Here is a 25,747-nt window from a genome sequence, read left to right as displayed (position 1 = left end):
CACTTGACCTCAGGAGTAAGCTCTTCAAGTCAAATGTCCGAGCAGCTCAGGCGCCCGGCCTAACTGGGCGTGACTTGTGAATTCGTCGAATAGACGACGCCAGGGTTCTCTGTGCCCGACATTGTTCGTTCGCAAGACAAGTGGGTAAACCTCCACCAACCCTAATTCTTCTGGCATGAGTCTGAACCAGATATCACGTACGAATCAAGGTAATGGCTACTGACCATTGCGATCACCCGCGCGTCCGTCTCCTTGTTGTGAAAAGGACAGGTTACAGGTCAGAAGAAGTCCTGTTTCTGGCGAAGAATCGCGCTACCGACGGATTTTCTACTTTTTCGCCACCCACCCCGATTGCAGCTTTCCAGCTACAGGCATTTGTCCTGCAAGAGCACAACGCCATCATTTCTGTTCAACTGCCCCATTTTGAACTGGATCATATATACGATCTCTGGCTCCATCGCGCTGACTTGCGCCTATTTCTACAACCGATTCGCGCCCGGAAAAGTGGTTGATTAACCGACCGCCCAGGTGAAGAATCGGAGTTAACTTCCGCGGAATCACGGGAAAATTCCACCCAATCAGGAACTTCAGGCAACCAGTGGCGAAGCAATCGCGCGCAGTGACTTGACAGTCACTGAGATTCAGCGCACACTGATCGTATACGATTTGATGTACGACGAAAGTGGGAAGATCAAAGATGAGTAATCCGATCCCGGTGAGCGAAGAAACTTTCGCCCAGGCTGGCAAGGTTCTTGCGGTGCACCTGAGCTACTCCTCGCGGGCAGCCCAGCGTGGCCGCACCCCGAAGTTCCCGAGCTACTTCATGAAGGCCACCAGCTCGCTGGCGACCACCGGTTCCACCGTTGAACGCCCGGCCGGCACCGAGCTACTCGCCTTCGAAGGCGAAATCGCCTTGATCATCGGCAAGGCCGCCCGCCGCGTCTCGGTTGAGGAAGCCTGGAGCTACGTCGGCTCGGTTACCGCCTCGAACGACCTCGGCGTCCACGACATCAAGTACGCGGACAAGGGCTCGAACATCCGCTCGAAGTCCGGCGACGGCTACACCCCGATGGGCCCCACCGCCCTCGCGGCAGCCGAGCTGGATCCAGCCAAGCTGCGCGTGCAGACCTGGGTCAACGGCCAGATCGCCCAGGACGCCGACACCTCGGAATTGCTCTTCTCCTTCGCGCAGATCGTCGCGGATCTTTCCCAGCAGATGACCCTGCAGCCAGGGGACGTCATCCTCACCGGCACCCCGGCCGGCTCCACCGTCTTCTTCCCGGGCGACGTCGTCGAGGTTGAGGTCACCGACCTGCTCTCCGGCGCCACCACCGGCCGGCTGAAGACCACCGCGGTCGAGGGCACCCAGACCTTCGCGGCCTTCGGCAACCAGCCAAAGGTCACCGACAAAGACAAGGAAGATGCCTACGGCGACCGCGAAACCGCCGGCATGCCAGCGCTTGTCACCGGCAAGTCGGTGCTCACCGACAAGGTCCGCGAGCAGCTCGCCGCGGTGGCCACCGCCACCTTGTCCGCCACCCTGCGCAAGCGCGGGCTGAACAACGTGAACATCGAAGTCCCCGGCGCCACCAAGGGCATGAAGCGCGTGATCGGCACCGCCCGCACCCTGCGCTACATCCCTAACCGCGAGGACCTGTTCAAGGCCCACGGCGCCGGCTACAACATGCAGAAGCAGTCCATCGACTCCCTCGGCGACGGCGAAATCCTGGTCATGGAGGCCCGCGGGGAAACCGGCTCGGCCACCCTGGGCGACATCCTCGCCCTGCGCAGCCAGCAGCTGGGCGCCGCGGCGATCATCTCCGATGGCGGCGTGCGCGACCTTGACGCGGTGAGCAACCTGGAGATCCCGGTCTTCTACAACGGAGCGCACCCCGCGGTCCTCGGCCGCAAGCACGTGGCCTGGGACAAGGACCTGACCGTGGCCTGCGGCGGCGTGTCGGTGCAGCCCGGGGATGTCATCGTGGCGGACTCGGACGGCATCGTGGTGATCCCGCCGGCACTGGTCGAAGAGGTCGCCGCCGAAGCGATGATCACCGAATCCAACGACGAGTTCATCTTCGCCATGGTCCAGCGCGGCCACGGCATCGAGGGCCTGTTCCCGATGAACGCCGAGTGGAAGACCAAGTACAACGCCTGGAAGGACGCCGGATCCCCGGATCTGGCCAGCTGGGAACTGTAATGAGCAATTCCAAGTCAGAGGTCGCCTACGCGCTGGTCTCCGAACGGATCGTCAACGGGGCCTACTCCCCGGGCTACCGACTCGTTCTGGGAACCATCGCCGAAGAACTGGGCTGCTCGGTGGTCCCGGTACGCGAGGCCATCCGACGCTTGGAAGCCGAAGGTCTGGTGCACTTCACCCGCAATGTGGGCGCCACCGTCGCGCAGGTCGACTCCACCCTGTACCTGCACACCATGCAGACCCTCGCGGTCATCGAACCGGCCGCCACCGCACTTGCGGCGGCGGCAATGGACGAGGCGTGGCTGAAGCGGGCGCAGGAGCTGAACGACGCGATGCGCCAGTGCCTGGAGGACTTCAACCCGGTGGCCTTCACCGCGTTGAACAACGAGTTCCACCAGCAGCTCTACAGCCAGTGCCCGAACCCGCACATCCTGGACCTGGTGCAGCGCGGATGGCGCCGGCTCGCGGCCATGCGAGCCAGCTCCTTCACCCACATCCCGCACCGCGCCAGAGCCTCGGTGGAAGAGCATCAGCACCTGCTGGAACTCATCCGCGCCCACGCCTCCCCCCGGGAAATCGAAGAGGCCGCCCGCACCCACCGCACCAACACGCTCAACGCCTATCTGGACCAGGCCGGAATGGCCCCCTCGGTCATCTAGCCTCGGCCCAGCCACCTAAAAAGATTTCACAATTTCATGACTTTCACCGTTGAAAGCCACGCGAAAGGAAAACATCCATGAGCAAGCACTTCGTTCCGGAAAACCTGCCGACCCACCTGCAGCACTACATCGGCGGCAAGTTCGTCGATTCCATCGGCGGGGAAACCTTCGGCGTCCTGGACCCGGTCACCAACCAGGACTACGCCACCGCCGCCGCCGGCCAGCAGGCCGACATCGACGCCGCGGTCGCCGCCGCCACCGAGGCCTTCAACAACGGCCCATGGCCGATGATGAAGCCACGCGAACGCGCCAACGTGCTGTACAAGATCGCCGACGCGGTCGTCGCCCAGCAGGACCGCCTGGCCGAGATGGAAACCTTCGACACCGGCCTGCCGATCACCCAGGCCAAGGGCCAGGCCCAGCGCGCCGCGGAGAACTTCCGCTTCTTCGCCGACCTGATCGTCGCCCAGCACGACAATGCGCTCAAGGTCCCGGGCTCGCAGCTGAACTACGTGAACCGCAAGCCCATCGGCGTCGCCGGGCTGATCACCCCCTGGAACACCCCGTTCATGCTCGAATCCTGGAAGCTCGCCCCGTCGATCGCCTCCGGCTGCACCGTGGTGCTCAAGCCGGCGGAGTTCACCCCGCTCTCCGCCTCCCTGTGGGCCACCATCTTCGAAGAGGCCGGCCTGCCCGCCGGTGTCTTCAACCTGGTCAACGGCATCGGCGAGGAAGCCGGCGACGCACTGGTCAAGCACCCGAAGGTCCCGCTGATCTCCTTCACCGGCGAATCCTCCACCGGCCAGCTGATCTTCCGCAACTGCGCGGAGAACCTCAAGGGCATGTCCATGGAGCTCGGCGGCAAGTCCCCTGCCATCGTGTTCGACGATGCAGACTTCGACGCGGCCATCGACTCCACCCTGTTCGGCGTGTTCTCGCTGAACGGCGAGCGCTGCACCGCAGGCTCGCGTATCCTGGTCCAGCGCGGCATCTACGAGAAGTTCGTCGAGGCCTACGCCGCCCGGGCGAAGAACATCAAGGTCGGCGATCCGCACGATCCGACCACCCAGGTCGGCGCGCTGGTCCACCCGGAGCACTACGACAAGGTCATGAGCTACGTGGAGATCGGCAAGTCCGAAGGCCGCCTGGTCGCCGGCGGCGGCCGCCCGGAGAACCTGCCCGAGGGCCAGGAAAACGGCTCCTACGTTGCTCCGACCGTATTCGCCGACGTCGCCCCGGAGGCACGCATCTTCCAGGAAGAGATCTTCGGCCCGGTCGTGGGAATCACCCCATTCGACACCGAGGAAGAGGCCCTGGAGCTGGCGAACAACACCAAGTACGGCCTGGCCGCCTACCTGTGGACCAACGACCTGAAGCGTGCCCACAACTTCGCCCAAGACATCGAGGCCGGCATGGTGTGGCTGAACTCGCACAACGTGCGCGACCTGCGTTCGCCCTTCGGCGGAGTAAAGGCCTCGGGCCTGGGCCATGAGGGCGGCTACCGCTCGATCGACTTCTACACCGACCAGCAGGCCGTGCACATCACCCTGGGAGATGTGCACACCCCGAAGTTCGGCGCCTAATTACTTATCCTGCCCATTCGCAAAGGAGCAACACAATGAGCAAAGAGATTTCCAACCCCATCGCCACCCCATCCGTTCCAGCGCCGGACATCCTGCGCTGCGCCTACGCCGAACTGGTTGTCACCGACCTGGCCGCCTCGCGCAAGTTCTACGTGGACGTGCTCGGCCTGCACGTGTCCTACGAGGACGACACCCAGATCTACCTGCGTTCCTTCGAGGAGTTCATCCACCACAACCTGGTGCTGACCCTCGGCCCGGTGGCCGCGCTGAAGGCCATGGCCTTCCGTGTGCGCTCCACCGCCGAGGTCGACGCGGCCGAGGCGTACTACAAGGAATTGGGCTGCCGCACCGAGCGCCGCAGCGAAGGCTTCGTGCGCGGCATCGGCGATGCGGTCCGCGTCGAGGATCCGCTGGGCTTCCCCTACGAGTTCTTCTTCGAGACCGAGCACGTCGAGCGCTTGCATATGCGCTATGACCTGTACTCCGCCGGCGAGCTGGTCCGCCTGGACCACTTCAACCAGGTCACCCCGGATGTGCCACGCGGCCGCAAGTACCTTGAAGACCTGGGCTTCCGCGTCACCGAGGACATCCAGGACGAAGAAGGCACCACCTACGCCGCCTGGATGCACCGCAAGGGCACCGTGCACGACACCGCGCTGACCGGCGGCAACGGCCCGCGCCTGCACCACGTGGCCTTCTCCACCCACGAGAAGCACAACATCATCCAGATCTGCGACAAGATGGGCGCGCTGCGCATCTCGGACCGCATCGAGCGCGGCCCGGGCCGCCACGGTGTGTCCAACGCGTTCTACCTCTACATTCTGGATCCAGATGACCACCGCATCGAGATCTACACCCAGGACTACTACACCGGCGACCCGGACAACCCGGTCATCACCTGGGATGTGCACGACAACCAGCGCCGCGACTGGTGGGGCAACCCAGTAGTTCCATCGTGGTACACCGAAGCCTCGAAGGTACTGGACCTGGACGGCAACGTGCAGGAAATCATCGAGCGCACCGATGACTCGGAAATGGCGGTGACCGTCGGCGCCGACGGCTTCTCCTACACCCGCGAGAAGGACGAGACCGGCACCTACCGCGGCCAGGCTTCCAAGGGCTTCAAGCTCGGAAACCAGGTCTAAACCACCTGAGTCGTTTCTAGCTACCGGCACCTAGCCCGGTGCGGATCACAGATTTCTTCCCTGATTTGCTGTGAACCGCACCGGGCTTTGTCACATTCAGGCGTAATCTTCTAATACTTCATATTTTGCACTCAGCGAGCAGGGAAGGAGAATAACGATAAGAAACAGAAAACCGCTTAATATTTTAATACCGAATCATGTTCTGTACACCTGATTTTAGATTTCCTAATAAAGATCGACGGAAACTCCATTTCAAAAATTTTGAATCAAAAGTTTTGACCGCCCCTGGAAATCTACTCACCAAAGGAACAACATGTAATAATTGCCGACACAATCGTGACATCGTAAACGAACTAATAGCCTAGGTCGTAAAGTTGAGAACTAAACATCGCACTAGACGCAATTTCAGATGAATGAGCCTTTCTTACTTCAGGGACCCTTAGAGGACAAGCGAATTATGGCGCACAAAGCCCGCATGAGCAGAGCACGACTGTACTTACTTCTCGAGGCGTTCGAGACTGACATCCGCATACTGATCGAATCACATTTGCTCGATCACAAAGACGAGTCCGAGATATTCGTGCCAACTGAGACAGCTTCGGCTGAGGACCGGCAATCTAAAGACGATAACGGCCGAGATGTCTCAATCGTCCACTACATGGACCTGAAGCCGGCTTTCGATGCCCTCACACGCTCCAAGAGATCTCTTCCGGCAGCCTTGGAGGAAGTCATTTCTAAGAAATCCGCTGATGTAGCTGCATTAGTCCCCATCAGGAACCGCGTAATGCACTTTCGTCCTCTCAATATGGACGATCCTGATGTAGCGACAACTCTAGTCTTGGGATTCCCGAGTAACTATTGGGCAAAAACAGCCGAAATATTGCAGAAACTTAACTCAGATCCGACTTGGGAACCTTTCGTCGAGCGCCAAGACGCCCCATACGAGAAAACCCTCCATAATCTTCCAGCGGTAGATTATGACGACACTTCATTCATTGGTCGAAAAAACGAAGCAAACAAATTACTCAAATCTTTGCAAGAACGACGCAACCCAGTACTTACCCTGACCGGCGAGGGCGGTATTGGAAAAACTGCCCTGGCACTTGACGTTGCTTATCGGCTTCTAGAAGACCCGGAGAACAACCCATACGAGCTCATGCTCTGGGTTTCGCTTAAAACAGAACAGCTCACGGCGTATGGAGTCGAAGATCTAAAAGATGCAGTTCGGAGTATTGATGGAACCACAGTTGCACTTGGCCGAGGCATAGAAAAGTCATTTTCGGGGAGCCTCGACGATTTAGCGCAGGCACTTGACGGGCTCGAGACGCTAGTAATAATCGACAATCTAGAATCTGTTCAAGGTTCAGAAGTGATCGAAATGGTCGATACGCTTCCTATGCATGTCAGGTATCTTTTTACGAGCAGGGTAGGACTTGGCGAACTCGAACGCCGGATCCCACTGCCTCCATTGTCTGACGATGAGGCCAAACTACTTTTCCGAAAATTTGCCTCGGCACGTAATCAAAAGAATCTGCGGTCCCTTACGGATTCAGCTCTAACTGAAGTTGTAAAAAGACTCAGATGGAGCCCGCTCGCCATACGCTGGTATATCCTTTCGAGTGAGGCTGGCAGCCTTCCAACAGACCTGATCCACAATCAAGACGAGCTTCTCAAGTTCTGCGTAGAAAACGTATATACCGGCCTAACTCCTGAATCGCAGGCCATTCTATCGGTACTTCGCGTATTTGATAAGAGCATCAGCTTCGATGAGTTCGCGATTTTAACAGAGTTCAGCGTTGACGAACTTCGAGCGTCCACGCAAGAACTAACTAGGGGCGCCCTCGTTGTCGTCGAGTCAGAGTCTGCCGGTGGCCTGGGTAGCATGCTCGCCCTGACTCCCACAGCCAGAGAATTCCTAGCTAAGCCCGATCACTCTGGTGTATTCATAAGTGAAGTTTTAAAACGGGAACGGACGTATCGAGCGTCTCTTGAGAAGGCAATCCCAGAACCTCGCGGCATAGATCAGCGTATCGTCTACCCACGTACCGAATCGGATAACCCAACCGTTTTCGTTTTAAACAAGGCACTAAAGTTAATGTCTGCCAGACAATTTGCAAAGGCAACAACAGAAGTAGAACGCGCTGGAAGCGTCAATGCAGAATTCTCAGAAGTCTATCGAGTTTCGGGATTGATAGCACAGGCTCAAAGTCACTTCGAATCCGCCGTAAGTAATTATAAAACGGCGCTTCGATACGTGGAGGACGACCACACGGCGGCCATTACAAATTACGCAATAGCCGATGTCTTAGCCACGAAGATTCACGATGCGCCGTTAGCAGTTGACTTCGCGCGCGAGGCATACAATCTCAAACCTTGCGGAGATACTGCCTTTTTACTTGGAAAAATCCTAATTTGGACGTCTGATTTTTCCGAAGGGCAGCAACTCCTTGAGCTGGCTGAAGACAAGCTAACGGGGAGAAATTTGCTGATGGCAAAAACCCTTCTCGCGGATAGTTGGCGCCGCTGGGCTGAGCATCATCAGGTCAAGCGCGATTTCGGATCCGCATTTTCGTCCGCTTCAGCAGGACTACATAACGCGCTTGGCCTTTACGCGAGTCATCCCGATGACTGGCGAATTATCGTAGTTCTAGCCGACTCATCGACGGCATGCCTCAAATCTTGGCGAAGAATGGGAACGGAGAATTCCACTTCGGGCATTCGGGTACTTGAACGAATCGCAAAGGGAGTTCAACAATGGGGATCCAAAGTCCAGTCTAAAAAAGCTTTCTACCTCAACGATGCTATAGAGGGCTGCCTCCCAAGTTTGACGGATGAAGTTGGCCTCACTATCGAACTTCGAAGAGCACAAAAGAATCTGAATTTATCTGCACGCCAGCCGCATCCTTCGAGAAGTTATACTTCATAGCTGCATCGGGCTGATTTTCTTACACCTACGGCCCACCTCAGGTTCACGTTACCGACACCGAGTTCATATCAAAATCGAATCCTATCCGCAGTTTCATCGCCAAGTCGCGATGTTTACAGGCGAGTTCAAGTTGCACGACAACCAGCGCCGCGACTGGTGGGGCAACCCGGTTGTCCCGTCCTGGTACACCGAAGCCTCGAAGGTGCTGGACCTGGAAGGCAACGTGCAGGAAATCATCGAGCGCACCGATGACTCCGAAATGGCGGTGACCGTCGGCACCGACGGCTTCTCCTACACCCGCGAGAAGGACGAGACCGGCACCTACCGTGGCCAGGCTTCCAAGGGCTTCAAGCTCGGAAACCAGGTCTAAGCACCCACCGAAGCGGCTTCCCCGAGCTGCTACGTGAAAATCCCGGGGCGCTAGCGATTGAATTCGCTAGCGCCCCGGGTTTTTGCCGTTGCCCTCACTCCCCCGTCAGGCCGCCGGGGGCGCCACGGCGGGATCCGTGCGGCATCCGCGCTACCGCACCGCCCGGAAACGGAATGCCGAACCCAGCGCCACGATGCTGACGATGGACAGCACCGCCAGGTAATAACCTGGTGCGATCGGCTGCCCGGTGGCCTCGATGAGGAAAGCGCAAATCATCGGGGTGAATCCGCCGAAGACCGCCACCGCCGCGTTGTAGCTGAACGAAAGTCCCGTAGCCCGCGTGGAATCGCTGAAGACGTCCGCCATCACCGAGGGCAGCGCACCGAAGTACAACGCCTTCAGCAGCCCCAGGATCGTCATGACGACCGCGAGCACCAAGAAGGTCTTGCCCGCGATCAGCCAGAGGAACAACGGGATAGTCAGCACCATGATCGCCAGCGCCGCCGGAACCATGATGCGCAGCCTGCCGAAGCGATCCGAAAGGTGCCCGACCACCGGGGTGGCGAAGGTCAGGATGACCCCGGAAATAATCAGCGAGGAGAACGAGATCGTAGGGTTCATCCCCAGGTGGTTGATGCCGAAGGTCGGCATGTACTGCAGCACAAAATTCAGCGCCGTGGAAATGGCGAGCCCGCCTCCGGCCATGAGCACCGAGACCTTATTGGAGCGAAAGAGCTCGCGCACCGGAGCATGCACCGCGGGCGCCGCGCCCTGCGGGCCGGTGGCAGGGCGTTCCGGCAACGGTGCTTCGTCGACGTGGCGCCGTATCCACCAGCCGGCGGGTCCCACCAGCAGGCCGATGAAGAATGGGATGCGCCAGGCCCAGTCGTTCATTTGCTCGGTGGTGAAAATGCTCGTCAAGACGACCACCGTGATCGCGGCCATCAAGGCACCCAACCCCTGGCTGGCGAATTGAAAGCTGCCGAGGAATCCCTTGCGCTCCTTGTTCTGCGCCAGCAGGTAGGAGGTGGCCGCGCCGAACTCTCCGCCGGCGGAGAATCCCTGAACGAGCCGGCCCACGATGAGTCCCAGCGGGGCCAGCATCCCGATCGTGTCATAGCCCGGCATCAGGGCAATGATCGCCGTGCCCAGCACCATGAGCCTGATGGTCAGGATCAGCCCCTTTTTCAGCCCCTTGCGGTCCGCATATGACCCCAGCACCAGCCCGCCCAGCGGACGAATCAGATAGGAGACGCCGAACACCGCAAAGGCCTGGATGACTTCCACCGCCGGATTATCCGAGGGGAAGAAATTGTGGCCGATATAGATGGCCAGCAGCGCGTAGATGGACATGTCGTACCATTCCAGCGCATTTCCAACGGTGGCCGCGGCAATCCCGCGGGCTGCTGACTGGCGGCGTTGCGGCGCGCCGGAGGCGGCACGCTCCGGCCGTTGATGCAGGCCGGCTTGTTCCTCAACTGGTGATTGCTGGTGATTTTCCATGCTGGGTCCTAAATCTTCTCATTGGTCAACGCCACCGTGCGTGGCAGGTCATTGCGAGTTCCCAGGTCATGGAAGAGTCCGCACATCATTTTCAATCCCTGCCGCAGCACCGATTCCAGGGCGTGCTCATTGGGCCCGTGCTGCTGGCACCCCGGATAGGAGTGCGGGATCCACAACGTCGGCAGGCCCAGAGTTGCTTCAAAGACCTCATTGGGCAGCGAGCCTCCGATATTCGGCAGTACCACGGTGGGCATGCCCGTGGTCTGCTGGACAGAATCGCTGGCCCAGCGCACCCACGGGTTATCGGGGTCGATTCGGCTCGCCGCGAAGCACTGGCCCATTTTCAGCTGCACCATTGGATACCCGGCCTCGTTCAACGCCCGGCGAATCGCTCCCTCCAGCTCATGCATATCCGTGCCAACCACAAAGCGCAGCTGCAATACCGCGCGCGCTTCGCCGGGAATGGCATTGACCGGCCGGGAAATATCGGCGGAGCGAAGGGCGAGTACCTCCAAGGTATTCCAGCCATAGAGCCGCTCAGCGGGGCTCAGGCTGGTGTCGCCCCAATGGGGATCCAGCGCAGGATCCTGCGCGCCACCGCCCACCTTGACCATTTCGAGCGACTGGCGCACCGAGGAAGGCAATTGGCTAGGAAGCAACTCCGGCACCTGGATGCGCCCATGGCCATCGACGAGCACTCCGATGGCACCTGCGAGGGTGGTCGCGGGGTTGCGCAAGAGCCCGCCCCAATTGCCCGAATGGTAGCCGCCCGGACGCAGCGGAACGCTGAGTTCGAAGGTGGCTCCACCGCGCGCGCCGAGAAATATCGTGGGCTGCTCGGCGGACAGCCTGGGACCGTCGGAGGCGATGAACACGTCTGCGGCCAACTGACCACGATGGGCGGCGGCGTATTCCTGCAGGTGCGGCGAACCGATTTCCTCGCCGGCTTCGAAAAGGAAGACGAGGTTGAACCCCAGCGCGCCACGCTGGGCCAGAACCATCTCCAGTGCCTTGAGGTTCACCAAATGCTGGCCCTTGTTATCTGCGGTTCCGCGTCCGTACCATCTGTCGCCCTCGGCGCTCAGGACGAAGGGTTCGCGTCCTTCGTCCCACTGGCCGGCTTGGCCATCAACCACATCGGCGTGCCCATAGCAGAGCACCGTTGGGTGCTCATGGTGTTCGGTGCGCACCGCGCGAAGGAAGGAATTGCCCGAACCTTGCCAGTCGAGATCCAACTGCACCGTGAAACCCATGCGCTCCAGCCTGGCGCGCAATGCCTCATCAAGATATGAGTTCATTGCAACTCTCATGGCTGCGTCGGTACTGACGGTAGGGCAGGCAACTAGTTCGGACAGATCCTCGAACAGCTGGCCCGAGTCGACATATTGATCCGCAGTAGCCAGTAAATCTCGTCTATTCTGCATGGTTTCTCCCTTATCCCAGTGAGGTACTGTAGATCACAGTAGGAGATGAATTACGTGCGCACCAGTGCCGTTTCCTGCATGAGGTTTGAGTTAAACGCAAAATGCTAGTCGAGCGGAGTTCCCAGGAATGCAAACGTTGCCGACCGCGCTGCGCTATTTCCACGAAGTGGCCAGCACCGGCTCCATCTCCGAAGCGGCCGAAGCCCAGCATGTTTCCGCTTCGGCCATTAGCCGCCAGATCACTCAGCTCGAGCATCAAGTCGGGTCCGCGGTCTTCCGCCGCCACGCCCGTGGAATGGAATTGACGGATGCCGGGGTGCTGCTGCTGGCGCATACCCGTCGCATGCTGGCCGAGGGCGAGCAGCTGACCCATGATCTGAGCGAACTGTCCATCGGGGCATCGCGGATCATCGAGGTGGTCAGCTCGGAGGGGCTGGCGGCATCGCTGACACCGCGGGCGGTGTCGGCCTTTTGCAAGGAGCACCCCGAGGTTTCGGTTCACCTGAGCGTCTTACCCTCCGCGGAGGCCACCCGGCAAGTCATCGAAGGAACGGCGGACCTCGCCACAATTTTTGCGCTGGGGCCGCAGCGCGGCGTCAACGTCGAGCATTCCTGCCCTGCGCCGGCATATGCCGTCGTCAGCACCGGGCATCCCCTGGCGGTTCGCACCCAGGTGTCGCTGGCCGAGCTATGCGACTATCCGATGTCCATGCCCGCGAAGGGCATCACCCAACGCGAGCTCTTCGACATAGCCACGTCCATGGCAGGCCTGACACCTAAAATCGTGCTGACCACGGATCATATCAACCCGGCAATGGAGTTTGCGCGCTCCGGAGCCGGGGTGACTCTATTGAGCCATTTCGCCCGCCGCGACGGCCTGAGCCACGGCCTGAAATTCATCCCGATCGACCATCCGGCGCTGGCCGAACGCACCGCGCAGATCCTCACGATGCCAAGGCGGCGACAACCTGCCCTGGTCAGCGCCTTGATTCAGCAGATCGCCGCGCACATGCAGGAATACTAGAGCCGAGGCACCGGGGCACGTCCGTCCCACGGGCCGAAGGCACCTGCAATGCGACTAGTTATCGTCCTTCAGCAATGCCACATCGGACACCATTTCAATATGCTCACCCATGGCGTCGGCGGCGCCTTGGGCATCGGCACGGCGAATGGCGTCGGCGATCTTCTGATGGGACTCCAGCGAACGCTCGGGACGTCCGGGCTGCCCGAGGGATTCGATGCGGGTTTCAAGGACCATCTCGGCGATGAATGTCATCAGCTTTTGCAGCACAGATGACTTCGCCGCTCCCGTGATCGCCTCATGGAACAGCTCATCCCCGCGCGCGCCGCGTCCGCCATCGCCGATTTCTGCGGCCATCACCTCCAGCGCCTGGTCAATTTTCTGCAGGTCGGCCTCCGTGCGGCGCTCGGCGGCCAGCGCGGCCAGCTTGACCTCCAAGGTGCTGCGCGCCTCGACGATATCCGGCAAGCGGTTTTTGTGCGCCCGCAGATCGCGCAGCACGGTGGCGACGCTGGGCCGGTACATCAGCACCGCTCCGGTGCCGTGCTGCACGTCGATGACTCCGAGAACTTCCAAAGCCACCAGTGCCTGGGCCAGAGTCGCCCGCGAAACACCCAGCTGCTCCGCCAATTCGCGTTCCGCTGGCAAATGGTCGCCGGGGCCAAGCTGCTCTTCTTCCACAAAAGTCAGGATCTGCTGCATCAGTTGCTCATAGAGCCGCGGGCGTTGCACCTTTGCAAACTGCCTGGGCTTCTTGGCTTCAGCCACCATCATTCCTTCCTCACGAATGCGTTCTAGCTCAAACCTACACCGAAAATTCGCTTGACAAGACACCGAGAGTCTAGGAGGCTAGGCCAGTGATCCCCATCACAGCCAAGTCAATGACCACGCAACCTTCAATAAAAGGAATTCCCATGTCTGTCGCGCTTGTTTCCATCATCGTGCTGGCGGTGATGTTCATAATTGCCACGATGTTCCCGATCAACATGGGGGCTTTGGCCTTCGTCGGAGCATTTCTGCTCGGCACGGTTTTTCTCGGCATGGATGCCAAGGACATCCTCGCGAACTTCCCCGGAGGATTGTTCCTGACCCTGGTCGGCGTCACCTATCTGTTTGCCATCGCGCAGAATAACGGCACCATCGACGTCCTGGTGGACAAGGCGGTGAAGCTCGTCGACAATCGAATCTCGCTGATCCCCTGGGTCATGTTCGCCATCACCGCGGCCATCACCTCCATCGGCGCCCTGGGCCCGGCGGCGGTAGCGATCATCGCGCCGATCGGTCTGACCTTCGCCCAGAAATACAAGATCAACCCGCTGATGATGGGCATGCTCATCGTGCACGGCGCGCAGGCCGGAGGATTCTCCCCGATCGCCGTCTACGGCGTCATCGTCAACGGCCTCATCGAAGAAGCCGGCTTCCCCTTCAGCCCCACCGCATTGTTCCTGACCAGCTTCGTATTCAACCTCGTCATCGCGGTCGTGCTCTTCCTGGTGCTCGGCGGCAAGAAGCTTGCCGGACAGCGCGCCGGCGCCATTGCCGAACGCGTCGCCGAGGCGCGCCTGTCGGTATCCGTAGGCACCCGCGGGGCGGACGTCGACTTCAAAGGCAGCGGATCGGGCACCTACGGACCGCGCGATCCGGCCGGAGACGGCGCAGCGCCCAAGGCGCCGGGCCAGCGTTTCGGACAGACCATGACGATCATCGGGCTGATCGCCCTGGCCGTCATAGCCCTGGGATTCAAGGTCGACGTCGGATTCGTATCCATCACCATCGCGGTCTTCCTCGCCCTGGTCAGCCCGGCCGGTCAAAAGGGCGCGGTCAACAAGATCAGCTGGTCCACGGTGCTGCTCATCTGCGGCATGCTCACCTTCGTCGGGGTGCTCCAAGAAGCCGGAACCATCGAATATGCCTCCAACGCCGTGGCCACCCTCGGCGCACCGCTGCTGGCGGGCCTGCTGATCTGCTACATCGGCGCACTTGTTTCGGCCTTCGCCTCCTCCACCGCCATCCTCGCGGCGCTGATCCCGCTGGCCATCCCCTTCCTCAACACCGGATCCATCAGCGCGATCGGCCTGATCTGCGCGCTGGCCATCGCCTCCACGGTGGTGGATGTTTCCCCGTTCTCCACCAACGGCGCGCTGGTGCTGGCCAATGCGCCCGAAGGCACGGACAAGGACCGCTTCTACAAGCAGGTCCTCGGCTACGGCGGCATTGTCGTCCTGGTCGGACCGCTGCTGGCCTGGGCCACGCTGGTGCTGCCGGGCTGGCTCTAAGCCCGCACCCCATTCAATCCAATATTTGCTAGGAGGAGCCTTGAGCTCTACGACGGCCGTTGCCGAGAAAATGCAGTCAACCACCGCCGGCCCCTTGAACGGATACGTGGTGCTCGACCTGACCCGGGCGCTGGCCGGGCCCCATGCGGGAATGATGATGGGAGACCTTGGCGCCAAGGTAATCAAGGTGGAATCCGTCGAAACCGGGGACGACACCCGAGGCTGGGGTCCGCCCTTTGCCGGACCGGAGGACAACCCGCAAGCCACCTATTTCCTCTCCTGCAACCGCAATAAGCAGTCGCTGTCGCTGAACCTGAAAGCCGCGGCGGACAAGAAAAAGCTCGTTGAGCTGATCAAGCACGCCGACGTGCTGATGGAGAACTTCCGCACCGGGGTGCTGGAGCGGCTCGGATTCAGCACCGCGGTGCTGCACGAGCTCAATCCGCGGCTGGTGATCATGTCCATCACCGGCTTCGGCCACGACGGGCCCGAGTCCCACCGCAGCGGCTACGACCAGATCCTGCAGGGCGAGGCCGGGCTGATGTCAATTACCGGTTCCGGCCCCGAGGATCCGCAGAAGGTCGGGGTGCCCATCGCGGATCTGCTCTCCGGGATGTACGGCGCCTTCGGCGCCCTGGCGGCACTGCTGGAACGCGAGCAGACCGGGCGCGGACAGGTGGTGCGCACCTCGCTGCTCGCCTCGATCGTTGGGGTGCACGCATTCCAAGGAACCCGGGCCACCGTAGCCGGCCAGAACCCCCACGCCATCGGCAACCACCACCCGTCCATCGCCCCCTATGGCCTCTACCCCTGCAACGGAGGCAAGGTGCAGATCAGCGTCGGCAGCGAAAAACTCTGGCAGAAATTCGCGGCGACCTTCGGCCTGGCATCCGACGATGCCCGCTTCGCCAGCAATGCCGCCCGCGTGGAGCACCGGTCGCAGCTGAACCCGCTGATCGAGCAGGCCTTCTCCGGCTACGGGGCAACCGAACTTCTGGCCCGGCTCGACTCGGCCGGCATCCCCTCGGGCAAGGTGCGCAGCATCGAGGAAGTCTACGAATGGGAACAGGTCAAATCCCAGGGGCTCATCGTCGAGGTCGAGCACGAGGTGCTGGGCAAGATCAGCCTCCCCGGCCCGCCATTGCGTTTCTTCGACCCCGCCACCAGCGCGGAAACCACCAAAACCAGGCATAGCGCCCCACCGTTGCTGAACGCCGACGCCGCGGACATCGAACAATGGCTGGACGCCGGAAGGGAGGAACGGTCATGAACACCAAAACCGCTCGCCTCGGCGCGGCCGAACTGCTCGGCATCGTGCTGGACGAAGGCTCCTTTGAATCCTGGGACAGCACCCCGCGCCAGCCCGAGCTCAGCGAAAGCTACGCGGCGGATCTCGACGCGGCCCGGCGCAAGAGCGGTGCCGATGAATCGGTGCTCACCGGCAAGGGAATGATCCAAGGGCGGCCGGTGGCGGTGATCGTCTCGGAGTTCAAATTCCTGGCCGGGTCCATCGGGCAAGCCGCGGTGAAACGCATCGTCGCCGCGATCACGCGGGCCACCAGCGAAGGGCTGCCCCTGCTCGCCGGACCCGCCTCGGGCGGCACCCGGATGCAGGAAGGCACCCTGGCCTTCCTCGGCATGGTCGCGATCACCGCTGCGGTGCGCCGGCATAAGGAAGCCGGGCTGGCCTATTTGGTGTATTTGCGCCATCCGACCACCGGCGGGGTGATGGCTTCCTGGGGTTCGCTGGGACATATCACCGTGGCCGAACCCGAAGCGCTGCTCGGCTTCTTGGGACCCCGCGTCTATGAGTCGCTATCTGGGGAAAAGTTCCCCGAAGGAGTGCAGGTCTCCGAGAACCTCTTCCGCAAGGGATTGATCGACGCGGTGGTCGACCCGCAGGAACTGCCCGAGCTGGTGCTGCGGGCGTTGCGGATCCTGCAGCCGGCCGAGGTGGGCTCTTCGTTGCCCGCGCCGCTGGGCCGGACGGCGCCCGGCAGCACGCCTGATGTGTGGGAATCGGTGCAGATCAGCCGCAATCCGCGCCGCCCGGATACCCGCATGGTTCTCGCCTCCGCCGACGACGCGCTGCCGCTGAACGGGACCGGGCAGGGGGAAAAGGACCCCGGCCTGATTCTCGCGCTGGCGCGCTTCGGCGACCAGCGATGCGTGGTACTTGGCCAGCAGCGTCCACGCCACCTAAGCACCTCCAGCATGGGCCCAGCCTCCTTGCGCGAGGCACGCCGCGGCATGCAATTGGCCCAGGAGCTCGGCCTGGCCCTGGTGACCATCATCGACACCACCGGGGCCGAGCTTTCGGCCGAGGCCGAAGAAGGCGGGCTGGCCGGCGAGATCGCCCGGTCGCTGAGCGAGCTGATCGGGCTTCGCTCCCCCTCGGTATCGGTGCTGCTTGGCCAGGGCACCGGCGGGGCCGCCCTGGCGCTGCTCCCGGCCGACCGGACCATTGCCGCGCAGAATTCGTGGCTCTCGCCGCTGCCGCCGGAAGGCGCGAGCGCCATCATCCACCGCAGCATCGAGCAAGCGCCGCAGATGGCCCGCGCGCAACGCATCGGAGTCGGCTCGCTGTGCGCTTTCGGGCTGGTCGACCACGTGGTCGACGAGCTCGATGAGGCCGCCGGGCACCCGCGTGAATTCGCGCAGAAGCTCTGTGCGGCGATCGCCGCCGAGGTTTCCTTGGCCCGGGTGATTCCCGACGAATACAGGTTGGAGCGCCGGCAGCAGAAGTTCCAGAACCTGGGAACCTTAGGCACCTAGCCGGCGCAGCTTGCCTGCGCTACTCCGCGCGAATCCCGGGGCGCTAGCGATTGAATTCGCCAGCGCCCCGGGATTTTGTCGTTGCAGCACGCTCGGTTAACGGCGCACCGGGTAGCGCAGGTGGAGCACCCGGTCGCCCTGAATCACCGCGTCGGGATCCTCCAGCGGGTGCTGGGCGTGGGCCGGCCCGAAGTAGCGCTTGCCGGAGCCGAACACGACGGGAACGACGTCCATGCGCACCTCGTCGACCAGGCCCGCGGCCAGCGCCTGGCCGCCAACATCGCCAGCGGAGACCTCGACGATGCGCTCGCCGGCGAGCTCCTGCGCCTTGGCCACGGCTGCGGCGACGCCGTCGGCGAAGTGAAAAGGCGCCTCGGGATCCCAGCCCTCGGGCTTCGGCCGGTGCGTCACGACTACCATGTGCTCGACCCCGCTCGGCGGCTTCCCGTCCCAGCCATCCGTCATGTCGAAGACGTGGCGGCCGACGATCGTCACCCCGATCCGGTCCCAGTATGGCCGGGTGTAGTCGTAGGATGCCTGCGACACCATCAATGCGCCGCTCTCGTCCAACGGGACTTCGCCGCCGGTCAACCAGTCGAACAGCGCTCCGGGCTGGTCGTTCGCATCCGCGATAAAACCGTCCACCGACACCGAGCCGTACATGACCACCTTGCCCACGGGAGGCTCCTTTGCTTTGGGGTGCCTCATCGTAGCAGTTCCGCATAGATCAGGGTGCAGCGGGCGGACGTTGCCTTGCCTCAGCCGACCGGCTCGTGGGGCTCGGTCTCGTATTGACCAGGCCGCGGTTCGGCGCAAGGGAACTCCGGCTAGCCGTCCTCGCCCCAGTAGGTATTGCGCCGCGGCTTTTGCTCCGGGTCGATGTGCTTGGGCAGGATCACCCACGGCAGCCCGTCCTGGAAGATGACCTTGATAATTCCGAGGTCATAGGCCGTATGGTGCGCGTCGCAGCCTGGCCCGGAATTTTCCAGGCTCGTATCCCCGCCGTCGGCGTGGGATTTGATGTGGTGGATTTCCACCCGTTCCGGAGGCGTGGTGCAGCCAGGCACCAGGCATCCACGGTCCCGCGCCAGCACCGCCTTGCGCAGGCTCGGCGGAACCAGCCGCTTAGCTCGGCCGAAGTCCAGAAGTTCACCGCGCCCGCCGAACACCGCCGGAATGATCTTCGCATCGCATAGGAGCTTTCTCAGCTCCCCCGGCGGAAGATCCACTCCATGGGCCGTTCGCCCGTGGGCCCCGGCCAGGTTTCGCAGATCATCGAGCTTCATGTGGACGATGACCTCGGGTTCGATGCGGCGTCTCCCGGCGTCCTCTCCGGAAGTGCCCAGCAGTTCCAGGAGCGCATTCAACGCTCGTTCCGGTGGGCTCACCCGCATCTGCGGCGCCTCCGGTTCCCACCGGGCATCGGCCGCCTCGGGAGGCAGGAAGTCCGGCAGCTGGGGCTGTTCGGGCAGGGAGTCCGATCCCTGCGCCGTCCCGGAATGACCCGGGTTTTGCCGTGCGCGCTGGCCGGCCTGGGTTTTCGGGTTGTTCGCCTGGGCGATCAGCGAGTCGAGCATTTCGGCTTCGAGCAACCCGACGCGCAAAACGAATTCAACGACCTGTGGGTTGCTGGTTTGCCGCCGATACATGCCCCGGCACAGCGCCGCAGCGGTGGAGGTCTCGGGATGAGAGCTGGCGATCGTGATCAGGCTGCCGATCTTCTTCTCGGCTTCCTTCTCGGTCAGCTCATCGTGCAGGATCTGTGCCGCACGTTCTTCAACCGCGATTCCGGAGTTGTCCAGCAGCGTCGGCTCGGTCGGGGTGCCTTCAAAGGTGGTGTCTTCCGGTTCGCGGCGCGAGATCTTCTTGCTGGTCTCGCAGACCGCCTCGGGGCTGACCTTCGGATCATCGAGCAGCTGGCCCAGATGCGGGAAGCGCGGAGGCACCGGTTGCCCTGCGGGATCACGACGCCCGATCAGGTCGCTGGCGTCGAGCATCATCCGCTTGGCCTTGGCGTAGCTGATCTTCAGCCAGCTGGCCAGCAGCTCTGCAGGGTCTTTGAAGCAGGAGCGCCCGGAAGCGCGGCGTGCGGCGCGGGTGGTGTCGGCGGGCTGGACGCGCAGTTCGTTGAGCTCTTCGGCTTCCAGCTGGTGCGCGTTGGTGGCGGCCAGCCGATCCGCGGCCACCAGGCTCATCCGGGTGCATTCATCCTGGATCCGCTTCGCGGCGGCCAGAAGTTCCAGGGCCAGACGTGGGTCTGCGGTGTCCTGCAACGCCCGCCGCAATCCGATGAGCACCTGGGTCTCTTGTTCGATGACCGCCCGCAGCGCGGCCCCGTCGATCCGGCGGCACGCCTCGGCGTCGGTCGGCTGCAGCGTCTCCAGCAGCTGGCCGTACCCGTCGAGGGCCTGATCCAGGTCGGTGGTGTTCATGCAGACCAGTGTGCTCCGATGCGCGGCCTGCCGGGATGCGCCAGAAAAATCTGTGGATAAGTGCGTTCGATCGGGCGCCGCGCTGGAACATCCGCTGGCGCAGGAACCGATCGAGGACCGAACGCGGCTTCTTGGTACGAAGATTTTTCCAGGCTTCCTTGACTCCGTGATGCGCCACGTCTAGGGTCTTGTGTCATGCGCCACGTCGATTTCCACACACAGTCCACGGACTGGTCGATCTCTGTTGCGCGCAATCTGTCCAGCATCAATGCAGCTGAGAAGCTTCGCATAAACTCTCCTCGGCGAACCGCAGGCTACGAGAATGATTCCTGGGAATCCAATGCCATTGGCTGGTGGGGCTGCGAGCCGTAGCCACACGGCACCCGTGTAGGCACTTTTGAACCAGGCTTCGATGGCTTGGTTCCACTTGAGCATGGCTTCGATGCCGGCTCACTCATCCCAGCTCCTTAACCGCACCGCGCCCCCGTTGGCCGTTCAGTCATGTCGTTCGCTCTCTCATCCGCCATGCCTGTTCCCACGCCGCCAGGGTGCCCCTGCATCACCAAAGGTAGAATTTCCATGTCCAAAACCGATGAAACCCGGCCCACCCCTGGGGCGGAAACTGCGCAGGACCGAAAACGGAAAAAGTCTCGGCGGCGGTTGCCCAATCTCGATTTTCGCCGACCCGGATATCCGCATAATATCCACCCGGCGCTTGTTCCGGGTATCGGAATCGACGAACAGCGTCGTCGCTACCAGGTCAGCAAGTTTGTCCTCTGCCTCACCGGGGCACTGACCATTGGATTCGTCGTGTGGGGAATCCTCGATCCGGCCGGCGTTGCCAATATAGCTTCCGCCGCGTTCTCCTGGTCCACGCTCAACCTGGGCTGGCTGTTCAATACCGTCGCTATCATCACCCTGGTCTCCCTGATAGGCCTGGCGATCTCTCCCTATGGAAAAATATGCCTCGGCAAGGACGGAGAAAAGCCGGAATTCAGCACTTTCTCCTGGGTCGCGATGCTCTTTGCGGCCGGCATCGGCATCGGAGTACTGTTTTTCGGCCCGTCCGAGCCGCTGACGCATTTCATTGCCCCTCCGCCGTTGACGCACCAAGCGGAAACTACCGAGGCCATGCACGGCGCCATGGCGCAGACCTACTTCCACTGGGGCTTCCATGCCTGGGCCATGTACGCGCTGGTTGGCGGTGCCATCGCCTACGCGGCGTACCGCCGCGGCCGGGCACTGCTCATGTCCTCCATCTTCCGCACCTTATTCGGCCAGCGATATTCGGAAGGCTTCGCCGGCAAACTCATCGATGTGTTCGCGATCGTGGCCACACTATTTGGCACCGCGGCGGCTCTTGGCATTGCGGCGATGCAAATCGGCACCGGCATCACCATCGTCACCGGCGCGGGTGAACTGACCAATAACATGCTGGTCATCCTGATTCTCCTGCTGACGGTTGCCTTCATCATCTCGGCGGTTTCCGGGGTTTCGCGGGGCATCCGGTATCTGTCGAGCATCAACATCATCCTCACCGTGGGCATCGTCGGGCTGGTGCTGTTCCTTGGCCCCACGCTGTTTCTGCTCAATCTGCTGCCCTCGTCATTGATGGAATATCTCGGTTCGATGTTCGAGCTGATGGGGCGTTCGCTGTCCTGGGGCGCGGAGACCCAGGAGTTCCAGTCCGTCTGGACCGTGTACTACTGGGCCTGGTGGATCTCCTGGTCGCCATTCGTCGGCTCGTTCATCGCACGCATCTCGCGGGGGCGGACCATCCGGCAGTTCCTGCTGGGCACGATCCTGATTCCCTCGTCGCTGCTCTTTGTCGCCTACGGCATCATGGGCGGCACCTCGATCTGGATGTACCAGCAGGGAATGCCGGGGTTCAGCGCCGATATGCCCGCCCCGCAGGTGTTCTTCACCATGATCGAGAACCTTCCGTACCTGCAGTGGCTGCCGTACGTGGCCATCGTGGTGCTGGCGATCTTCTTCATCACCTCCGCTGACTCGGCCTCGGTGGTGATGGGCATCTTGACCTCCCGGGGCAATCAGGAACCCAGCCGGTGGATCGTGGTCTTCTGGGGCCTGGTGATGTCCGGGATCGCCGTCGTCATGCTCTTGCTCGGTGATTCCTCCGCCTTGGCAGGGCTCCAGCAACTGGTCATCGTCAGCGCGGTCCCATTTGCCTTCATCATGCTGCTGATCATCGTCGCCTGGTTCCGCGATTTGCGGACCGATCCGTTCGCGCTGCGGCACCACTACGCCGAAAATGCGATCAACAACGCGGTATTCGAAGGTGTCGACCGCTACGGGGACGACTTCGCCCTGCACGTGGTCGCCACGACGCCCGGCGAAGGAGCCGGTGCCGATGTGGATTCCACCAGCGAGGAATACACCGAGTGGTATCAGCGCACGGACGAGAACGGACAGCCGGTGGGGTACAGCTACGCCACGGGCGAGTGGGCCGACGGCTGGGATCCGAAAACCGGGGAGATTTCACTGCAGCCGGTGGTGGACTCCCCGGATAAACCCGGCGGCGAACCGCGGCGTTGAGCCGATCGCCGGCGGCGCAGCTCAGCTCACGTCGGCGGCCAAGCGAAATCCGGTATGGGCCAGCGAGGTCTCGGCGGTGACGGCGGTGCGTGCCGAGGTCCGGTATCGCCGGCAATACGATGCGTGGCACATGTGCGAGCCACCACGCACGGCGGGACGCGGATCCTCAGCGGAGAAGGTCCCCGAGGTCCATTCCCAGACGTTGCCGGTCATGTTGTAGAGGCCGAATCCGTTGGGCGGATATGCGGCCACCTCCACGGTGCCGACCGGGCTGGTGGGGCCATGCGGGAATTCTCCGGCGAAGGTCTTCATCCGGGCCTGTCCCCCGGGCTCGAATTCGGCGCCCCAGGGATAAGGCTGCTGCTCCAGCCCGCCCCGGGCGGCGAATTCCCACTCTGCCTCGCTGGGCAGCCGGGCTCCGACCCACTGCGCGTAGCTTCGGGCATCGCGCAGGGATACGTGGGTCACCGGATGGTTTGCCCGCTTCAGGGCATCCGAGTCCGGACCTTCGGGTCGCTGCCAGTTGGCCCCGGCGACCGTGCACCACCACGGGGCATGCTCGTCGGGCGTTGCAAGCCTGCGTGTTTCGTTGGACAAGTTCCCGGCGAAGACCAGGGAATCCCCGTGGACTTCCGCATCGCTGCGGTATCCGGTGGCCAAGACGAAAACGGCGAATTCCGCGACGGTTACCGCGGTGGCGGCGATGGCGAAGGGCGGCACGGCTACTTCACGCACCGGGCCTTCGCCATCTGCCCGGTAGGCCAGTTCGTCCTCGCTGCCCATCAGGAAGCTGCCGCCGGCCAATCCGAGCAGGCGCAGCTGTTCCGGAGCCCGGGCCGCAAGGGTCTCCAGCTGGCTTGCCTGCTGGGCCGCAGCCGGCACCGGCCGCGCAGGAGGGGTATTCCCCGATCGCTGGGCTCCACAGCATGCACTCATCAACTAGCTCCAATTTCAGTTACTACGAAAGGAAAAAACGATGTCAATCAAACGACCTAACATCATTGTTATCCAAGCCGACCAGATGGCCGCCCAAGCGCTTGGCGCCTACGGAGATCAGGCAGCCAAGACGCCGCATATCGACGCATTGGCCGAATCCGGGGCGGTTTTCGACCGCGCCTACTGTAACACCCCGCTGTGCGCCCCGTCACGCGCCTCGATGATGACCGGACAGATGCCTTCGGATCTGGGCTGCTTCGACAACGGCGACGACTTCGCCGCCTCGATTCCCACCTTCGCCCACCGGCTGCGCGGGGCCGGATACCACACGGCCCTCATTGGCCGGATGCACTTCATCGGCCCGGACCAGCAGCATGGATTCGAGCAGCGGCTCACCACGGATGTCTACCCGGCGGATCTGGACATGATCCCGGATTGGACCCGCCCGCTGGAGCAGCGCTTGCAGTGGTACCACGATGCCGCCGCGGTCTTCGAGGCCGGGGTGTCCAAGGCAAGCGTGCAGCAGGACTTCGACGATGAGGTCACGTTCCGTTCCTTGCGCCATCTCAACGACCGGGTGCGGGCGAACCAGGCCGCGGGCGAGGACCTGCCGTTCTTGATGGTCACCTCCTTCATCCACCCGCACGATCCCTATGAGCCGCCGCGCGAGCACTGGGACCGGTTTGCCGACGGCGAGATTCCCGACCCGGCGCACCCCGAGGTTCCCGACCCCGCCCAGGATCCGCATAGCCATCGCCTGCGCGCGATGAGCGGCTTCGACCAGCGCTATCCGGACATCGACGGCGTGCGCCGGGCGCGCCGCGCCTACTACGCGGCGGTGAGCTACATCGATGACCAGATCGGGCGCATCCGCGCCCAGCTGCAAGCACTGGATCTCGACGACAACACGGTGATCATCGTGATCAGCGACCATGGCGACATGCTGGGTGAAAAGGGGCTGTGGTTCAAGATGTCCCCCTATGAGCAGTCTTCGCGGGTCCCGCTGATCATGCAGGGGCCGGCGCATCTGGTGCCCACCGGCCGCTTCGCCGAGCCGGTGTCCCTGCTCGATCTCGCGCCGACGCTCCTGGACTTGGCCGGCATGGAAGCGGCGCAGCTTCCGGGCAGCTCCTTGACGGAATCGATGCGCCGCGCGCAGCGCGGCGAAGCCGGCGCCGGAGACCGCGATGTGGTCATCGAATACCTGGCCGAAGGGACCTTGCGTCCGCAGCTGACCATCGTCCGCGGGAACTACAAGTTCGTGCTCTGCCCGGGAGACCCGGAGCAGCTCTTCGACCTGGCGGCCGACCCCGATGAGCTGCGCAATGCAGCCACCGACCCGCAGCATGCCGAGGTCGTCGCGGCATTGCGCGGCGCGTTGGAATCCCGGTACGACCTGCCCCGGCTGGAGTCCAAGATCCTGGCCAGCCAGTCAAGCCGCCGGGTGGTCGCTAACTCGCTGCAGCAGGGCAAGGTGCACCATTGGGACTACAATCCGGAGCCCGAACAGCGCTACGTGCGCGGCGATTTCTGGAACGCGCTGAAATACGGAACCATCACTGACCCCGAGCGCTAGGGCAACTGCCGCACCCGGCGCTGCCGCTACCGATAACTTTCGAAACTTTCTCTGGAGAACACATGAACCTGCAACCTCAATTAGCCAAGCCCCTTCCAAGCAACCAGAATCCGCGCTTGCACGGCGGCGAAACGCTGTTCATTGACGGCAGCTTTGGCCCGGCCAGCTCGGCCGCGACCAGGCAGATCTTCTGCCCGGCCAATGGTCAGCCGGTAGCCCTCGTCTCCGAGGCCGGGCCCGCGGACGCCGAGGCCGCGATCGCCGCGGCCCGCCGCGCCTTCGACACCGGGACCTGGTCCCAGCTCCCCGCCCCGGAACGCGGTGACTTCCTGCTGCGCGTCGCTCATCGGCTGGCCGAACGCAAA

At 62.4% G+C, this 25,747-nt stretch carries 20 protein-coding genes; 14 read left to right on the top strand and 6 right to left on the bottom strand.

Features of this window, described 5'->3' with window-relative positions; all coding sequences use genetic code 11:
• Nucleotides 1-212 precede the first annotated feature (212 nt).
• The 7 genes from ACT3UQ_RS06945 to ACT3UQ_RS06915 all read left to right on the top strand — a co-directional run bounded on the left by ACT3UQ_RS06945 (nucleotide 213) and on the right by ACT3UQ_RS06915 (nucleotide 8,883).
• Nucleotides 213-512 carry a hypothetical protein gene (locus tag ACT3UQ_RS06945; RefSeq protein ID WP_141393498.1) on the top strand — a complete coding sequence of 100 codons (300 nt, stop codon included), beginning with the start codon at nucleotides 213-215 and terminating at the stop codon, nucleotides 510-512.
• A gap of 185 nt (nucleotides 513-697) precedes the next feature.
• Nucleotides 698-2,200: a fumarylacetoacetate hydrolase family protein gene (locus tag ACT3UQ_RS06940; protein ID WP_105554372.1), complete on the top strand. Its 1,503-nt coding sequence runs from the start codon at nucleotides 698-700 to the stop codon at nucleotides 2,198-2,200.
• Nucleotides 2,200-2,859, top strand: a complete 660-nt coding sequence (locus tag ACT3UQ_RS06935) for a GntR family transcriptional regulator (RefSeq protein ID WP_105554371.1) — start codon at nucleotides 2,200-2,202, stop codon at nucleotides 2,857-2,859. The genes ACT3UQ_RS06940 and ACT3UQ_RS06935 overlap by 1 nt, the downstream gene beginning before the upstream one ends.
• 77 nt (nucleotides 2,860-2,936) lie before the next feature.
• The gene (hpaE, locus tag ACT3UQ_RS06930; RefSeq protein ID WP_444636779.1) at nucleotides 2,937-4,442 is read left to right on the top strand and encodes a 5-carboxymethyl-2-hydroxymuconate semialdehyde dehydrogenase; all 1,506 of its coding nucleotides are present in this window, start codon (nucleotides 2,937-2,939) and stop codon (nucleotides 4,440-4,442) included.
• A gap of 35 nt (nucleotides 4,443-4,477) precedes the next feature.
• Nucleotides 4,478-5,587 carry a 3,4-dihydroxyphenylacetate 2,3-dioxygenase gene (gene hpaD / locus ACT3UQ_RS06925; protein WP_255248377.1) on the top strand — a complete coding sequence of 370 codons (1,110 nt, stop codon included), beginning with the start codon at nucleotides 4,478-4,480 and terminating at the stop codon, nucleotides 5,585-5,587.
• 475 nt (nucleotides 5,588-6,062) lie between these two features.
• A complete protein-coding gene (locus ACT3UQ_RS06920; RefSeq protein ID WP_444636778.1) occupies nucleotides 6,063-8,513 on the top strand; it encodes an NB-ARC domain-containing protein in 2,451 nt (816 codons plus the stop codon).
• Between the two features lie 130 nt (nucleotides 8,514-8,643).
• Nucleotides 8,644-8,883 carry a hypothetical protein gene (locus ACT3UQ_RS06915; protein WP_444636777.1) on the top strand — a complete coding sequence of 80 codons (240 nt, stop codon included), beginning with the start codon at nucleotides 8,644-8,646 and terminating at the stop codon, nucleotides 8,881-8,883.
• 150 nt (nucleotides 8,884-9,033) lie between these two features.
• Here the strand turns inward: ACT3UQ_RS06915 and ACT3UQ_RS06910 are convergent, their stop codons facing one another.
• The gene (locus ACT3UQ_RS06910; protein ID WP_444636776.1) at nucleotides 9,034-10,386 is read right to left on the bottom strand and encodes an MFS transporter; all 1,353 of its coding nucleotides are present in this window, start codon (nucleotides 10,384-10,386) and stop codon (nucleotides 9,034-9,036) included.
• A gap of 8 nt (nucleotides 10,387-10,394) precedes the next feature.
• On the bottom strand, nucleotides 10,395-11,810 hold the full coding sequence (locus ACT3UQ_RS06905; protein WP_444636775.1) for a M20 family metallopeptidase: 1,416 nt from the start codon (nucleotides 11,808-11,810) through the stop codon (nucleotides 10,395-10,397).
• A 127-nt stretch (nucleotides 11,811-11,937) separates the two neighbouring features.
• Here ACT3UQ_RS06905 and ACT3UQ_RS06900 point away from each other — a divergent pair, with 127 nt between their 5' ends.
• A complete protein-coding gene (locus ACT3UQ_RS06900; RefSeq protein ID WP_444636774.1) occupies nucleotides 11,938-12,834 on the top strand; it encodes a LysR family transcriptional regulator in 897 nt (298 codons plus the stop codon).
• A gap of 54 nt (nucleotides 12,835-12,888) precedes the next feature.
• On the opposite strand, the gene ACT3UQ_RS06895 is transcribed toward ACT3UQ_RS06900, so the two are convergent.
• Nucleotides 12,889-13,599: a FadR/GntR family transcriptional regulator gene (locus ACT3UQ_RS06895; protein ID WP_444636773.1), complete on the bottom strand. Its 711-nt coding sequence runs from the start codon at nucleotides 13,597-13,599 to the stop codon at nucleotides 12,889-12,891.
• Nucleotides 13,600-13,745: 146 nt separating this feature from the next.
• Here ACT3UQ_RS06895 and ACT3UQ_RS06890 point away from each other — a divergent pair, with 146 nt between their 5' ends.
• The 3 genes from ACT3UQ_RS06890 to ACT3UQ_RS06880 all read left to right on the top strand — a co-directional run bounded on the left by ACT3UQ_RS06890 (nucleotide 13,746) and on the right by ACT3UQ_RS06880 (nucleotide 17,882).
• Nucleotides 13,746-15,107 (top strand): SLC13 family permease, encoded by a 1,362-nt coding sequence (locus tag ACT3UQ_RS06890; RefSeq protein WP_444636772.1) that lies wholly within the window; start codon nucleotides 13,746-13,748, stop codon nucleotides 15,105-15,107.
• 70 nt (nucleotides 15,108-15,177) lie between these two features.
• Nucleotides 15,178-16,377 (top strand): CaiB/BaiF CoA transferase family protein, encoded by a 1,200-nt coding sequence (locus tag ACT3UQ_RS06885; RefSeq protein WP_444636843.1) that lies wholly within the window; start codon nucleotides 15,178-15,180, stop codon nucleotides 16,375-16,377.
• The gene (locus ACT3UQ_RS06880; RefSeq protein ID WP_444636771.1) at nucleotides 16,374-17,882 is read left to right on the top strand and encodes a carboxyl transferase domain-containing protein; all 1,509 of its coding nucleotides are present in this window, start codon (nucleotides 16,374-16,376) and stop codon (nucleotides 17,880-17,882) included. Before ACT3UQ_RS06885 ends, ACT3UQ_RS06880 begins: the two co-directional genes overlap by 4 nt.
• Before the next feature lie 96 nt (nucleotides 17,883-17,978).
• Here the strand turns inward: ACT3UQ_RS06880 and ACT3UQ_RS06875 are convergent, their stop codons facing one another.
• Nucleotides 17,979-18,560, bottom strand: coding sequence for a dihydrofolate reductase family protein (locus ACT3UQ_RS06875; protein ID WP_096284672.1), 582 nt, complete (start codon nucleotides 18,558-18,560; stop codon nucleotides 17,979-17,981).
• 149 nt (nucleotides 18,561-18,709) lie between these two features.
• Nucleotides 18,710-20,314 (bottom strand): DUF222 domain-containing protein, encoded by a 1,605-nt coding sequence (locus tag ACT3UQ_RS06870; RefSeq protein ID WP_444636770.1) that lies wholly within the window; start codon nucleotides 20,312-20,314, stop codon nucleotides 18,710-18,712.
• A gap of 579 nt (nucleotides 20,315-20,893) precedes the next feature.
• Here ACT3UQ_RS06870 and ACT3UQ_RS06865 point away from each other — a divergent pair.
• The gene (locus tag ACT3UQ_RS06865; protein WP_105650328.1) at nucleotides 20,894-22,870 is read left to right on the top strand and encodes a BCCT family transporter; all 1,977 of its coding nucleotides are present in this window, start codon (nucleotides 20,894-20,896) and stop codon (nucleotides 22,868-22,870) included.
• Between the two features lie 21 nt (nucleotides 22,871-22,891).
• On the opposite strand, the gene ACT3UQ_RS06860 is transcribed toward ACT3UQ_RS06865, so the two are convergent.
• Nucleotides 22,892-23,806: a formylglycine-generating enzyme family protein gene (locus tag ACT3UQ_RS06860; protein WP_444636769.1), complete on the bottom strand. Its 915-nt coding sequence runs from the start codon at nucleotides 23,804-23,806 to the stop codon at nucleotides 22,892-22,894.
• 40 nt (nucleotides 23,807-23,846) lie between these two features.
• Here ACT3UQ_RS06860 and betC point away from each other — a divergent pair, with 40 nt between their 5' ends.
• Both betC and ACT3UQ_RS06850 read left to right on the top strand, forming a co-directional pair.
• Nucleotides 23,847-25,382: a choline-sulfatase gene (gene betC / locus ACT3UQ_RS06855; protein WP_444636768.1), complete on the top strand. Its 1,536-nt coding sequence runs from the start codon at nucleotides 23,847-23,849 to the stop codon at nucleotides 25,380-25,382.
• 62 nt (nucleotides 25,383-25,444) lie between these two features.
• On the top strand, nucleotides 25,445-25,747 hold a 303-nt coding region (locus tag ACT3UQ_RS06850), incomplete at its 3' end, for an aldehyde dehydrogenase family protein (RefSeq protein ID WP_444636767.1).

The sequence above is a fragment of the Glutamicibacter sp. AOP12-B1-11 genome, assembly GCF_052379245.1.
Lineage (GTDB): Bacteria > Actinomycetota > Actinomycetes > Actinomycetales > Micrococcaceae > Glutamicibacter.
This window is presented reverse-complemented; position numbering and strand designations above follow the sequence as displayed.